This window comes from Kitasatospora cinereorecta (assembly GCF_024172095.1).
Classification (GTDB): Bacteria; Actinomycetota; Actinomycetes; order Streptomycetales; family Streptomycetaceae; genus Kitasatospora; species Kitasatospora cinereorecta.
Map to the genome: position 1 here is coordinate 572,976 of NZ_JAMZDX010000005.1, position 12,579 is coordinate 585,554.

Below are 12,579 nucleotides of genomic sequence, written 5' to 3' on the forward strand. Positions count from 1 at the left end.
CCGTCAATATCCTTGCGCCCGGCGCAGGACAGCGGAGCCGGGCATTCCCATCGCTTACCGAAGAGGCTTGACCATGAGTCGCACAGCCCTGCGTCCACGAGTGCTCATAGTCGGGGCCGGCCTGGCCGGCACCGCCACCGCGATCCGACTGCTCCGCTTCGCCCGCTCCCCGCTCGAGATCGTCCTGCTGGAGCGGCACTCCGCGTACCGGTCCGCCGGGGTCGCCTACCACCGCGACGGCAACCCCTGGGACCACGTGTTCAACATCCAGGCCGGACGGATGTCGGTGTTCCGCGAGGACGTCCTGGACTTCGTCCGCTGGGCCAACCACGAGGCCGACCGCCGGGACTGGCCGGAGCCCTGGGCCGGGCTCGAGTTCGTCGAGCAGGGCCCGGCGCCGCGGCGGATCTTCCAGGACTACCTGGACGACCGGCTGGCGGAGGCCCGGCGGGAGGCGTGTCCCGGCGTCGTGCTGGTCGAGGCCGACGGCGAGGCCGTCGACCTGAAGGTCGTCCCGGGCGGCGTCGAGGTGACCGTCGACCGGCTCTCCGCCCCCGACCTCGACACCGCTGCGGACGGCGGGTCCACCGTGCTCCCCGCCGCCCACGTGGTGCTGGCCACCGGCCTGGAACTGCGGGAACCGGCCTTCGCCGCCGAGGTGGCCGACCACCCCGCCTTCGTCCGCAACCCCTACTCGGCGGCCGGCGTCCGCACGCTGCAGGCGCTGGCCCCGGAGGCGACCGTCGCCATCGTCGGGTCGGTGCTGAGCGCGTACGACGCGGCGGGCCTGCTGCTGCGCGGCGGCCACACCGGACGGATCCACCTGATCTCCCGGTCCGGCACGATCTTCCGCACCTACCCGGGCGGCCACGAGCACGGAGTGGTCGCCCTGCCCTGCCCGAAGAGCCTGCTGGAGCCGTACCGCGGCCGCGAGGAGTTCCTCGACCGGGTGCGGACCGAGTGGACGGCGGCCTGCGCCGCGGTCGGCCGCGAGCACCCCGACGTCGACCCGGTGGTGGTCGCCGAGCGGGTGGCCAAGGCGTGGGAGCCGCACCTGCCGGAGGCGATCGAGCGGATCCCCACCGCCGAGCTGCGCGGCCTGCTGGACGAGTACGGCACCGCGATCGCCGCGGTCCGGGTCGGCGCGGTGGAGTACACCATGGCCGTCATCGAACGCGCCATGCGCCCGGCGGACGGCCCGGTGCGGCTGCTCGTCGGCGGGGTCGCGGCGATCACGCCGACCGCGTCCGGGCGGCTGGTCGTCCACGTCGCCGGGCCGGACGGGAAGCGGGCCGTCGAGGCCGACCTGGTGGTCTCCAACTTCGGCCGGGAGCCGGACTACCACCGGGTCGTCCAGCCACTCTGGCGCAACCTGCTGCGCCACGGGATCGCCGTCCCGCACGGACGCACCGGGCGCGGACTGGAGGTCGACGCGCACGGGACGCTGCTCGGCGCCGACGGCGATCCCGCCGGACCGGTCTCGGCGGTCGGCGTGCTGCGCGAGGGCGACGAGATCGTCCGCAACGGCCGGACCGGCGCGTTCGCCTTCAATCTCGCCGCCATCAAGAACCACTCCATCGCGGTCGCCGCGCACGTGGTCGAACGGCTGGAAATGGGCGACGACGATTCCGCTCGAAAATTGGCTCGAATCCACAGCCGGCTCGGCAATTCCGAGGAAGTGGACGGTCCCGGATTCGAGGAGGCTGTGGTTCTGGAGGTGAGGAGGCTGGCCACCCGTGGCCGAGCGGAGCGGGAAATGCTGGATTCCCTGCTGGAAGCCGGCATTCGCTCCCTCGGCGAGGGGCCCGCCACCTCACCGAACGACGCACACCGGCACGATCGCCTGCTGCGGGCGGAGGTCAACCGGGCCGCCGTCCGACGGCTCACGGACGTCTCCGTGACGCCGCGGCAACTGCGCCGGCAACTGGGAATTGCGAAGGCCGACCATCTGGAGGATTAGGTGAACGGGCGACGGATCCAGGGAAACCTCTTGACCGGTGGTACCGGGAGCACGGTGCGCGGCACCTGCAACCGCAGCAGACGCGCGGTCGAGGGATCCATTCTCGTCGCCCCCTCCCTCGAAGCGGCCCTGTACGAGGCGATCGTGACGGCGCGCGCGGTGATCTGCGGCACCGGCGGGAGCACCGGGCACATGCAGTCGCTCTGCCGCGGCCGGGGCATACCGGTGCTCCGCGTCGACCGGGCGGACCTCGACCACCTGGTGGGCGAGGTCACCCTCGACCTGGACAGCCAGTCGGTGCTCATCGGGGCGGACCAGGACCTTGCCGCCCCCGACGCGGAGGCCGGGAACCCCTCGGTGGAGGACCTCGGCTCCGCGTGCGCCGTCATCGCCGACCTCCAGGACATCCGGACCATCAACGAGTCCGGGCCGAACGCCAAGCGCGTCGACTGCTTCTTCATCCGCGAGGAGTTCCTCTGCCTGGCGGCCGGGCTGCGCCCGCTGGACGCCCTGGACGGCGGCCCCGCCGCGATCGCGGAGTACGGACTGGCCGTCGCCGACCGGCTGGTCGCCTTCGCCGAGGCGCTGCTGCCCGACCAGCGGCTGGTGCTGCGGCTGCTCGACCTGCGCTCCGACCACGCGGCCGGCGTCACCGAGCTGGCCCCGGTCGCGGTCGAGCCCAACCCCGAACTGGGCCTGCACGGCGCCCGCTGGTTGCTGGGCTCGCCCGCGTACCGGGCCGCGCTGCACACCGTGCTCGGCTCCCTGCGCGAGCGGCTCGGCGAGGACGCGGGCCGGGTCCACCTCTCCATCCCGTTCCTCAACGACGCGGAGGAGTTCAGCCGCCTCCGGGAGTTCCTGGAACTGCCCGCCGACGTACCGCTGTCCGCGTTCATCGAGACCCCGGCGGCGGTGCACGCCACCCCGGCGATCTGCGCCGCCGGAGCGGCCGAGATCTTCGTCGGCGTGAAGGACCTGGTGCAGTTCTACCTGGCCGCCGACCGCAGCAACCACCTGGTCGCCGACTCCTACCGGACCCGGCACCCGGCGGTCCTGGACGGCGTGCGGCGGGTGGTGGAGTCCGCCCGGGCCGCGGGCACCCCGGTGCGGGTGTTCTCGCTCGGCACCGACCTGGCCCACTACCTCGACCACCTGCCGACCCCGGACGGCTACATGATGTGCACCGCCGAGCTCCGGCAGGTCATCCTGGAGCGGTTCTGAACCGTCCGCCCGTTGTTCGGCGGCCAGGCCCCCGGTCAGCCCTCGTACGGGGCCAGGGCCGGGCGCTTGGCCGGGCGGCCGTCGCCGGAGGAGCGGCCGCGCAGCCGGCGGCCGATCCACGGCACCAGGTGGATCCGCAGCCACCGCAGGTCGTCGCGGACCTTCTCCGCGCGGCCGCGCGGTGCGGCGGCGGGCAGCGGGGCGCGCCAGTCCTCGGCCGCCGGGCGGCCGAGCGCCTCCAGCACGGCGGCGGCGACCCGGCGGTGGCCCTCCGGCGAGAGGTGCAGCCGGTCCTCGGCCCACATCCGGCGGTCGTCGAAGCAGGGCGCCGAGTACAGGTCGACCACGGCCACCCGGCCCGGGTTGTCCCGGGCGACGGACTCCACGAACGCCTTCATCCGCAGGATCGCCGGGAGCAGCCGGGTGGAGCCGGCGAGCCGGCGGGTCGGGTCGGTGCTGGTGAACATCACCACGGTCCGGCCCTCGGCGACCAGTTCGGCCGCTGCCTTGCCGAGCTTCTCCTCGACGTCCTCGATGTCGCAGCCCGGCCGCAGCACGTCGTTCAGGCCGCCGGCCAGGGTGACCAGGTCGGCGCCCATCGCGGCGGCGGCCCCGACCTGCTCCGTGCAGATCTGGCCGATCAGCTTGCCGCGGACGGCGAGGTTGGCGTACCGGAACTCCTCGCCGGGCCGCTCGGCGGCGAGCGCCGCGGCGACCCGGTCGGCCCAGCCCCGGTACTGGCCGTCGGGCAGCAGGTCGTCGCACATGCCCTCGGTGAACGAGTCCCCGACGGCGACGTAGCTGGACACGGTGGATGCGGTGGTCTTCTCCATGGCCCGACGATCGTACGCGCACGCGCGACGCCCGCACCGCTGGGCCTACCCTCCGGTAGCCACCACCGCGCTGACCTGCGCCGCCGCCCGGGCCGGTCAGGCGGGAAGCGGTTCGCGGAGCACCAGGCGGACGCCGTGGGCGCGGTATCCGGCCCGTTCGAACGCGGCGGCCATCGGGGTATTGCCGAGGTCGGTGTCGGCGCCGATGCGGCTCGCGCCGCGCTCGGCGTGCGAGCGGGTGATCTCGGCGAGGAGCCCGTCGACCAGTCCGCGGCCACGCAGTTCGGGGACGACGCCGAGGTAGCCGACCACCGGGCCGCCCTGGTTGGCGGAGGGCAGGGCGACGCCGGCCAGGGCGCCGTCCGGCGTGCGGGCCAGGCGCCACCAGGCGCGGTCGCCGGGCATCGACAGGTAGTCGGCGAGGGTCTCCCGGGCCTGGGTGAGGGGGTCGGTGCGGGCCAGGCCCCGGCGGGTGTCGTCGTCCAGGCTGCCGGCCGCGACCCGGCGGAAGGCCTCGACGAAGTCGGCGTCGGAGGCGGGGGCGAACACCAGCGCCCCGGAGGCCGGCGGGACCGGGGCGTCCGCGGTCCACGCGTACCGCACGCGCTCCAGCGCGTCGCCGAGCCCGGCCCGGCGGGCCGCCTCGCGGCGCCGGTCGACGGCGTCGGCCACGGCGGGGTCCGCGCGCCAGTCCGGCGGCAGGAAGAGGTGGTACTCGGGCAGTTCGCCGGGGCCGAACGCCGCGTGGGCGGCGCCCAGCAGCTCCGCGGCCAGGGCGGCCGGGTCGGCGACCGAGTCGTCCACCCAGACGCAGTCGAGGGCCAGCGGGCGCTCGCCGTCCGGGAAGGTCCACCAGACCGCCCGGGCCAGCAGCCGCCCGGACGCGTCCTCGGCGATCCAGGTGTGGGCGGGCCGGTAGCTGCCGTCCGCGAGGAAGCGCCGGTAGCGGTCGGGGTCGGCCCAGCTGACGGGCTCGGTGACGGTACAGGACAGGACCCGGTCGAGGTCGGCCTCGACGGTGGGGCGGAAGAGCAACACGGCCTCCGTGACGGTCGGGAGGCCTCGCCCCCCAGCGGACCGCGACGCTAACCGGGTACGTCCTGACGCGTCAACAGATGATCACTGCGGCGCGGGTGCGGCGGTCGGGGCCGGGAAGCGCTCCCGGAGGGTGAAGGCCTCCGGGGTCGGGCCCTGCTCGCGCAGGCGGGTGAGCCGGTCCTCGGCCTCGGCGACGGTCGGACGGTGGCCGGCCTCGACCCACCACAGGACGGTCATCGCCTCGGCCACCCGCCCGAACCACTCGCGCCGGCGGCGCAGCACCGCCCGGTGCTCCTCGCCGTAGACGTACGCCTCGAGCGCCTCGGGGTCGCGCCACACCGACATGTTGACGAGCAGCCAGTCGTCGCCGTAGATCCGGGCGTCGGTGGCGTTGCCGTCCTCGCCCTCGACCAGCCGCCAGACGAAGCCGTCGGCCCGGTCGGCGACGGCGTTGACGGGGTCGAGGGCGGCGACGAAGTCGGCGAGCTGCGGGCTGTCGAGCGGGGCGAGCAGGCGGGCGATGTTGAGCTGGGCGAGCTGGTGGCCGGCGGTGGTCGTCATGCCCCGACGGTAGTCACCCCGGCGGCCGGACCGAAGGGCGGTTCCACCCCTCGGACGGTTTCCGACCGGCCCGACCGACCGGCCGTCAGACCCGGGCGGCGGCGGTGTACCAGTGGCCGCGGACGGCGTCGGTCGGCCGCGGCTCGCCGAGGTCGGCGGTGCCCCAGGCGGCCAGCGACTCGACCACCGGGCGCAGCGCGAGGCCGCGCTCGGTCAGCTCGTAGACGGTGGCGTTGGCGGGCCGCTCCAGGCGGCGGCGTTCGACCAGCCCTTCGCCCTCCAGCTGCTTGAGCCGGGCGGCCAGGATGTCGGTGGAGACCCCGGGGAGGTCGGCGTGCAGGTCGGTGTACCGGCGCGGGCCGACGAGGAGTTCCCGGACGATCAGGAGGCTCCAGCGCTCCCCCACCGCGTCCAGGGCGCGGGCGACGGCGCAGTACTGGTCGTAGCTTCGGCGTGGCATGGGGTCAGCATAGCCAAGAGGTTGGACTTTCCAAGTCCTTACTTGGTAGAACAAAGCATTGCCAGCCACGGTGGTGTGGTGACGGTTCGGGAGGCCGCTGATGGAGTTTCGCCAGTCCAGCAAGCTGAAGGACGTGTGCTACGAGATCCGCGGCCCGGTCGTCGACCAGGCCAACGCGCTGGAGGAGGCCGGGCACAGCGTCCTGCGGCTGAACACCGGCAACCCGGCGCCGTTCGGCTTCGAGGCGCCGCCGGAGATCCTCCAGGACATCATCCGCAACCTGCCCAACGCGCACGGCTACAGCGACTCCCGCGGCATCCTGCCGGCCCGCCGCGCGGTGGTGCAGTACTACCAGCAGCGCGGGGTCGCGGGGGTCACGGTGGACGACGTCTACCTGGGCAACGGCGTGTCCGAGCTGATCCAGATGGCCGTCCAGGCCCTGGTGGACGACGGCGACGAGGTGCTGGTGCCGATGCCGGACTACCCGCTGTGGACCGCGGTGGTGCGGTTCGCCGGCGGAAAGGCCGTGCACTACCTCTGCGACGAGGAGTCGGACTGGTACCCCGACCTGGCGGACATCGCCGCCAAGATCACCGATCGCACCAAGGCGATCGTCGTCATCAACCCCAACAACCCGACCGGCGCGGTCTATCCGAAGGAGCTGCTGGAGGGCATCCTCGACCTGGCCCGCCGCCACGACCTGCTGGTCTTCGCCGACGAGATCTACGACAAGATCCTGTACGACGACACCGAGCACCACTGCCTGGGCGCGCTCGCCGACGACGTCCTCACCCTGACCTTCAACGGCCTGTCCAAGGCGTACCGGGTGGCCGGCTTCCGCAGCGGCTGGCTGGTGGTCTCCGGCCCCACGCAGGCGGCCAAGGACTACCTGGAGGGCCTGACCATGCTGGCCGGCATGCGGCTGTGCCCCAACGTGCCGGCCCAGTACGCGGTGCAGGCGGCGCTCGGCGGCCACCAGTCGATCAACGACCTGGTCCTGCCCTCCGGGCGACTGACCGAGCAGCGGGACGTGGCCTGGCGCGCGCTCAACGACATCCCGGGCGTCAGCTGCGTCAAGCCCAAGGGCGCGCTGTACGCCTTCGCCAGGCTGGACCCGGCGGTGCACAGGATCGTCGACGACGAGCGCTTCGTCCTGGACCTGCTGCTCCGCGAGAAGATCCACATCGTCCAGGGCACCGGCTTCAACTGGCCCCGCCCGGACCACTTCCGCTTCGTCACCCTCCCCCGGGCCGACGACCTGGAGACGGCGATCAACCGGATCGGGCGCTTCCTGGCCACCTACCGGCAGTAGCCGACGGTAGCGAGGGAATTGCCGAAGGGTAACGGTTCGGCGCATGCCCGGCGCCGGACCGGCCCGCTCGCCAGGATGGCCGTCGTCCCCGTCCCGTCGGACGAAAGCCGAAATGATCCCTCACCCCACCCGCCCGGCCTTCCGCGGTGCGCGGAAGGCGTCGGCGGTCGGCGCCCTGCTGGCGCTGCTGCTGTTCACCGCCGCCTGCGATCCGGACGACACCGGTACCCCGCCGCCGGCACCCGCCACCTCGGCGGCCGCGGCGGCGGTGCAGAGCCCCTCGCCGAGCCCGTCGCCCACGCCGACACCCACGCCGACCCCGAGCCCGACGCCCACGGTCGCGCCGGTCGCCGAGACCCCGGCCGCCGAGGCGCCGGCTGCTGCCGCGACGCCCACCAGGCCGGCCGCGGCGCACACCACCGCGGCGCCCGCCCGGACCACCCAGGCCCCGGCGCAGCCGACCCAGCCGCAGGCCCAGGGCTGCCATCCGCTGTCCAACGCGGGCAACTGCTACAAGGCCGGCCAGTACTGCCGCAGCTCCGACCACAACGTGGCCGGGACCGACGCGAGCGGCCGCGCCATCACCTGCCTGGACAACAACGGCTGGCGCTGGACGTACGCCTGACGCCGGCGGCGCTGCTCACCGGCGTGGTGCGGACATGATGACGGCCACGCCGGCCAGGCAGAGCAGCGCACCGGCCACGTCCCAGCGGGTCGGCCGGAAGCCGTCCACCAGGACGCCCCAGAGCAGTGATCCGGCCACGAACACGCCGCCGTAGGCGGCCAGCACCCGGCCGAAGTGGCTGTCCGGCTGGAAGGCCGCGACGAAGCCGTAAGCCCCCAGCGCCACGACGCCCAGGCCCGCGAACCACCACGGGCGCGACTCGCGCACGCTCTGCCACACCAGCCAGCAGCCGCCGATCTCGGCGACTGCGGCGAGGGCGAACAGGACGGCGGAGCGCAGGACGGTCATGGCCGGGAGCTTACGGCCAGGTCACCCGGGGATCAGACCGCGCCGTGGCACTCGCCCGCGCGGCGGGCGACGGTGTAGTGGTCGATCCGGGTGCCGTCCTCGGCGAGGGCGGTCACCGTCATGGTCGTGGTGCGGCCGCGGTGGGCCGGGGCGACGTCCACCTTGATGAAGGAGTAGCCGGTGTAGCGGACCCGCGACCACTGGACCTTCTCCGGCACCTTCACGCCGCCCTTGGCGAAGTGGAAGGTGTCGACCTCCTCGACCCGGTGCTCGTGGCCCTCGTAGGTGTCGGGGGCGTCGAAGCTGTACAGGCTGCGCCCGGCCGCGCCCGCCGTCACGTACACCACGCCGTCGCGGGCCGGCTCGACGGTCGCGCCGCTCGGCACCGCCTTGGCGACCTTGTTGCCGAGGATGGCGTCGGTGCGCTCGTAGACGTGGTTGTGACCGTTGATCACCAGGTCGACCCGGTAGCGCTCGAACAGCGGCACCCAGGCCTCGCGGACACCGCCCTCGGAGGCGTGCTGGTGGGTGGTGGAGAAGGCGCAGTGGTGGAAGAAGACCACGACGAAGTCGACGCTCTCGTCCGCCCGCAGCTCGCGCAGCTTGCGCTCCAGCCAGGCGGTCTGCCGGCCGGCGGTGAGGCCGAGGTTGGCCGGGATCTCGTACGAGACGTCGTTGGCGTCCAGCGAGATCACGCCGACGTTGCCGTACTTGAAGGCGTAGACGCCCGGGGCCAGCCGCGGGTCCGGGCCGTTGGTCGGCAGGAAGAAGCGGTCGTTGTCGCCGCCGTAGCCGTTGTGCGAGTACCAGGCCTCCATGTCGTGGTTGCCGTAGGAGACCATCCACGGGATCTTCGCGGCGACCGTCTCGGTCTGCGCCAGGAAGGCGTCCCAGGTGGTGGCGTTGTAGGCGACCTTGTCCGCGTCCTGGCCCTGGCCCATCGGGTCGGCGTAGCAGATGTCGCCGGCGTGCAGGTGGAAGGACGGGTTCTGGGCGAGGATCACGTGGTCGTTGCCGGCCGCGTGGGAGCTGACGCCCTGGTCGCCGAAGGCGGTGAAGGTGAACGGCGCGAACGGCCGGTTGGTGCGGCCGTGCCGGGACGGCGCGGTGCGGAAGGTGGAGAGGGTGGAGATCTTCTGCTGCGAGGCCGGGTCGAAGCCCTGGTGGCCGACACCGTAGTAGTAGGTGGTGTCGGGCTGGAGGTGGTTCAGCTCGACGTGCAGGTAGTACTGGTCGACCGGGGTGCCGGTCGGGGTGAGCGCGGGGGTGTGCAGGGCGCGCACCTCGGCCTCGATCTTGTGGCCGAGGTCCCAGGGGTGGCGGCCGAAGCGCAGGAACGGCTTCTTCACCGGCGCCGGCACCTGCCAGGAGACCCGGATCTGGGTGTCCGGCTCGGCGCCGAAGCCCAGGTGACGGCCGATCGGGGAGACCATGGCGCCGTCGATGTCCGCGGTGGTGTCGACCGGTGCGGCGACCGCGGTGCCGGAGCCGAGCGCTCCGCCGACGGCCAGGGCGCCGACCACCACGGCGCTGCTGCGCAGCATGCTGCGACGGGAGAGCCTGCTGCGCAGGTACTCGTGCTGCTCGGCCATGCTCATCCGGTCGGCGAGCTTCTCGGGCACGCCCATGCGTGGGATATCCATGCGCGGGAGATTGTCAGCGGCGGGTGGCGCGTACACGGATGTTCGGTGAACGGGCGTCGTCGCGCCGACCTGTCGAACCGTAAGTTTCGCCCATGTGTTCGTAAAGTCGGCCACCGCGGCCGGGACCGCACCCCACCCTTCGGCAATCCCGTTGACACCCCGCCGCCGCACCGCCGATCCTCGTCTGACGGGCGCCGTGACGCGCCAACGATTCGGGGGGATCTGCAACATGACGATCAATCAGCCCTATCCCACGCCCATGTCCATGCCCCGCTCGCTGAAGATGGCGATCGCCGGGCTGGTCTTCCAGGCGCTCGCCAACGGACTGGTCGGCCTGCTGCTGGTCGGCACGGCCGGCGGGGAGGACGACACCGCCGGCCCGCTCAAGGTCATCGGCGTGGTGGCGCTGCTGTGGACGGCGGTGCTGGCCGTCACTGCGGCACTCGTCGGCCGCCGCTTCCGCTGGGTGCGCACCGCGGTGACGGTGGTCGAGGCGCTGACGATCCTCAGCGGGCTGGTGGCGCTGCTCAACGGTTCGGTGCCGGGGATCCTCGGCATCGCCATCGCGATCGGCATCATCAGGGCCGTCAACTCGGCCGAGGGCAAGTCCTGGTTCACCGCCTGACCGGCCCCCCTCGTACACGCACCGGCCGCTCCGCGCACCGGCGCGCCGGTTATGCCTGATTCGTCCGCTCCTGTGTCATGCTGGCCGCGGCACCCGGCCCACGAGGAGCAGAGCGGATGTACGGAATCAAGAGCCCCCTGCCCGACTCCGACCGCAAGGTGGTCGGCGAGGCGCTCCAGGGCGCGCTGGTCGACCTGGTCGACCTCTCGCTGGTGGCCAAGCAGCTGCACTGGAACGTGGTCGGCCCGCGGTTCCGCTCCGTCCACCTCCAGCTCGACGAGGTGGTCGCGCTCGCCCGGCTGCACGCCGACACGGTCGCCGAGCGGGCCGCCGCGATCGGCGTCTCGCCGGACGGGCGGGCGGTGACGGTCGCCGCCACCAGCGGCATCGCCACCGCGCCGGAGGGGTCGGTCTCCGACTCGGCCACCGTCGGCGCGCTGGTCGCCGGCCTCGGCGCGGTGATCACCCGGATGCGCGGGCGGATCGACGCCACCGCGGCGGCCGATCCGATCAGCCAGGACATCCTGATCGGCCTCACCGCCGACCTGGAGAAGTACTCGTGGATGGCCCAGGCGGAGAACACCGCCTGATCCCGTCCCCGGGCCCGGCCTTCACCGGGCCGTCCCACCGTCGCCCCGGCGGGGAGCCGCCCCACCGCCTCCCCGCCGGGCGCACCAATGTCTAGAGCGGCTCCCCCGGCAGTGCCGTGTACGCCTCGCGCAGCCGGGCCACCACCGGGTGGTCCACCGCCAGCGCCGTGGAGTCGATCGCGGCCAGTGCCCGGACGCCGACCGCCGCGTTGGTGGCGAACGCCGCCTCGAACCCCTCCGGGCCGGCCACCTCCTCCGTGACACCGGTCGGCTCCAGGTCCTGCAGCAGCCGCAGGGTGGTGCCGGGCAGGTACGCGCCGCGCGGCCACACCACCTCACCGCCGCGGACCAGCCCCAGGTTCCAGGTGCCGCCCTCGGTGAGCCGCCCCCGCGGATCGGTGAACAGCACGTCGTCCCAGCCGGCCAGCCGCGCCTCGCGCCGCAGCCGCAGCGCCCCGTACAGGCCGACCCCCTTCACCTGCGGCAGGTCGCGGACGTACCCGGCGGTGCGGACCCGGATCGGCCCGAGCGCCGGCGGGCCCGCCGGGCGGGTGGTGACCAGGACCCGCGGCTCGGCGGCCGCCCCGATCGAGCCGACGTCCAGCGCCGGGTCGAACAGCGTCACCCGGACCACCAGCGCGCCGGAGTCGGGCAGCGCCCGGCGGGCGTACGCCCGGATCCGCTCGAGGTCGGGCGCGACCCCGAACAGCGTGCGGCAGTCCCGGTCCAGCCGCTCCAGGTGCAGGGCGAGACCGCGGACCCGCCCGTCCTCCACCCGCATGGTGGTGAAGTGGCCGTAGTTGGTCAGGGCGAGCGCCTGGAGGTCCGCCGGGTCCACCGGCCGGCCGTCGAGTTCAGTCATGGGCCCAGCATGGCAGCCGCCCCCGGACGGCCCGGGACGGCCGCGACGGCCGGGCGCTCAGCCCGGCAGGCCGTCGCGGACCCGCCGGGAGACCTTGATCTCCTGGAGGTCGAGCACGCCGGGCGCGGGCACCACCCCGGGCCCGCCGGAGCGGACCCACGCGGTGATGTCGTCGACCATGTCGTCGGAGAGCACCCAGCCCAGCCAGACCGGACGGCCGCCGGCCCGCCGGCCCTCCGCCGAGGGGCCGACCACCACGACGTTGGAGTGGCCGCAGACGTCGAGGCAGTCCACCGCCCGGACCCGGCCCGCCCCGCCGACGCCGGCGCGCAGCCGCTCCAGCTGACCCGCATGGTCCACCCCGGGGTGCTTGTCCGCCGAGCCGCAGCAGCAGCCGCGGCAGACGGTCACCGTCACCGGGGCGCTCGGGGCGGCGGCGGGTTCCTGGCGGGGACGACGGGCCATCAGTTTCCTTCCCAAGGGGGCCCGCCGCCGTCGTCG

Annotated in this window: 13 protein-coding genes and 1 pseudogene; 6 read left to right on the forward strand and 8 right to left on the reverse strand. The window is 73.7% G+C overall.

All coding sequences use genetic code 11. From position 1 onward, the window contains the following. Positions 1–73: 73 nt before the first annotated feature. A complete protein-coding gene (locus FHR36_RS28240) occupies positions 74–1,960 on the forward strand; it encodes an FAD/NAD(P)-binding protein (protein WP_253801601.1) in 1,887 nt (628 codons plus the stop codon). A 30-nt stretch (positions 1,961–1,990) separates the two neighbouring features. Then, entirely contained in the window at positions 1,991–3,181 is a 1,191-nt protein-coding gene (locus FHR36_RS28245) for a putative PEP-binding protein (RefSeq protein ID WP_301330742.1), read from the forward strand. A 35-nt stretch (positions 3,182–3,216) separates the two neighbouring features. Here the strand turns inward: FHR36_RS28245 and FHR36_RS28250 are convergent, their stop codons facing one another. The 4 genes and pseudogenes from FHR36_RS28250 to FHR36_RS28265 form a co-directional block, all read right to left on the reverse strand. Next, positions 3,217–4,014, reverse strand: coding sequence for an SGNH/GDSL hydrolase family protein (locus tag FHR36_RS28250; RefSeq protein WP_253801605.1), 798 nt, complete (start codon positions 4,012–4,014; stop codon positions 3,217–3,219). Positions 4,015–4,110: 96 nt separating this feature from the next. Next, entirely contained in the window at positions 4,111–5,049 is a 939-nt protein-coding gene (locus FHR36_RS28255; protein WP_253801607.1) for a GNAT family N-acetyltransferase, read from the reverse strand. A gap of 84 nt (positions 5,050–5,133) precedes the next feature. Then, complete coding sequence (locus FHR36_RS28260; RefSeq protein WP_253801609.1) at positions 5,134–5,613, reverse strand: DUF3291 domain-containing protein; 480 nt, start codon at positions 5,611–5,613, stop codon at positions 5,134–5,136. 106 nt (positions 5,614–5,719) lie between these two features. Beyond that, positions 5,720–6,073, reverse strand: a pseudogene (locus tag FHR36_RS28265) (winged helix-turn-helix transcriptional regulator); the annotation flags it as partial. 100 nt (positions 6,074–6,173) lie between these two features. Here FHR36_RS28265 and FHR36_RS28270 point away from each other — a divergent pair. Together FHR36_RS28270 and FHR36_RS28275 are read left to right on the forward strand one after the other, a co-directional pair. Next, complete coding sequence (locus FHR36_RS28270) at positions 6,174–7,385, forward strand: pyridoxal phosphate-dependent aminotransferase (RefSeq protein WP_253801611.1); 1,212 nt, start codon at positions 6,174–6,176, stop codon at positions 7,383–7,385. Positions 7,386–7,497: 112 nt separating this feature from the next. Next, complete coding sequence (locus FHR36_RS28275) at positions 7,498–8,010, forward strand: hypothetical protein (RefSeq protein ID WP_253801613.1); 513 nt, start codon at positions 7,498–7,500, stop codon at positions 8,008–8,010. Between the two features lie 15 nt (positions 8,011–8,025). Here the strand turns inward: FHR36_RS28275 and FHR36_RS28280 are convergent, their stop codons facing one another. Then, on the reverse strand, positions 8,026–8,358 hold the full coding sequence (locus FHR36_RS28280) for a YnfA family protein (RefSeq protein ID WP_253801615.1): 333 nt from the start codon (positions 8,356–8,358) through the stop codon (positions 8,026–8,028). 32 nt (positions 8,359–8,390) lie between these two features. Further along, entirely contained in the window at positions 8,391–10,001 is a 1,611-nt protein-coding gene (locus FHR36_RS28285) for a purple acid phosphatase family protein (RefSeq protein ID WP_253801617.1), read from the reverse strand. Between the two features lie 229 nt (positions 10,002–10,230). On the opposite strand from FHR36_RS28285, the gene FHR36_RS28290 reads away from it, so the two are divergent. Further along, positions 10,231–10,626, forward strand: coding sequence for a hypothetical protein (locus FHR36_RS28290; RefSeq protein ID WP_253801618.1), 396 nt, complete (start codon positions 10,231–10,233; stop codon positions 10,624–10,626). Between the two features lie 116 nt (positions 10,627–10,742). After that, positions 10,743–11,216 (forward strand): Dps family protein, encoded by a 474-nt coding sequence (locus tag FHR36_RS28295; protein WP_253801619.1) that lies wholly within the window; start codon positions 10,743–10,745, stop codon positions 11,214–11,216. Positions 11,217–11,307: 91 nt separating this feature from the next. Here the strand turns inward: FHR36_RS28295 and FHR36_RS28300 are convergent, their stop codons facing one another. Together FHR36_RS28300 and FHR36_RS28305 are read right to left on the reverse strand one after the other, a co-directional pair. Beyond that, positions 11,308–12,078 (reverse strand): aminotransferase class IV, encoded by a 771-nt coding sequence (locus FHR36_RS28300; RefSeq protein WP_253801621.1) that lies wholly within the window; start codon positions 12,076–12,078, stop codon positions 11,308–11,310. Between the two features lie 57 nt (positions 12,079–12,135). Next, entirely contained in the window at positions 12,136–12,543 is a 408-nt protein-coding gene (locus FHR36_RS28305) for a (2Fe-2S) ferredoxin domain-containing protein (RefSeq protein WP_253801623.1), read from the reverse strand. Positions 12,544–12,579: the final 36 nt, after the last annotated feature.

What these genes read in the sequence shown, in the direction of transcription:
- FHR36_RS28280 (WP_253801615.1), bottom strand. Translation starts at nt 8,358, where the DNA reads ATGACCGTCCTGCGCTCCGCCGTCCTGTTCGCCCTCGCCGCAGTCGCC.
- FHR36_RS28260 (WP_253801609.1), bottom strand. Translation starts at nt 5,613, where the DNA reads ATGACGACCACCGCCGGCCACCAGCTCGCCCAGCTCAACATCGCCCGC.
- FHR36_RS28250 (WP_253801605.1), bottom strand. Translation starts at nt 4,014, where the DNA reads ATGGAGAAGACCACCGCATCCACCGTGTCCAGCTACGTCGCCGTCGGG.
- FHR36_RS28305 (WP_253801623.1), bottom strand. Translation starts at nt 12,543, where the DNA reads ATGGCCCGTCGTCCCCGCCAGGAACCCGCCGCCGCCCCGAGCGCCCCG.
- FHR36_RS28285 (WP_253801617.1), bottom strand. Translation starts at nt 10,001, where the DNA reads ATGGATATCCCACGCATGGGCGTGCCCGAGAAGCTCGCCGACCGGATG.
- FHR36_RS28295 (WP_253801619.1), top strand. Translation starts at nt 10,743, where the DNA reads ATGTACGGAATCAAGAGCCCCCTGCCCGACTCCGACCGCAAGGTGGTC.
- FHR36_RS28275 (WP_253801613.1), top strand. Translation starts at nt 7,498, where the DNA reads ATGATCCCTCACCCCACCCGCCCGGCCTTCCGCGGTGCGCGGAAGGCG.
- FHR36_RS28290 (WP_253801618.1), top strand. Translation starts at nt 10,231, where the DNA reads ATGACGATCAATCAGCCCTATCCCACGCCCATGTCCATGCCCCGCTCG.
- FHR36_RS28240 (WP_253801601.1), top strand. Translation starts at nt 74, where the DNA reads ATGAGTCGCACAGCCCTGCGTCCACGAGTGCTCATAGTCGGGGCCGGC.
- FHR36_RS28270 (WP_253801611.1), top strand. Translation starts at nt 6,174, where the DNA reads ATGGAGTTTCGCCAGTCCAGCAAGCTGAAGGACGTGTGCTACGAGATC.
- FHR36_RS28300 (WP_253801621.1), bottom strand. Translation starts at nt 12,078, where the DNA reads ATGACTGAACTCGACGGCCGGCCGGTGGACCCGGCGGACCTCCAGGCG.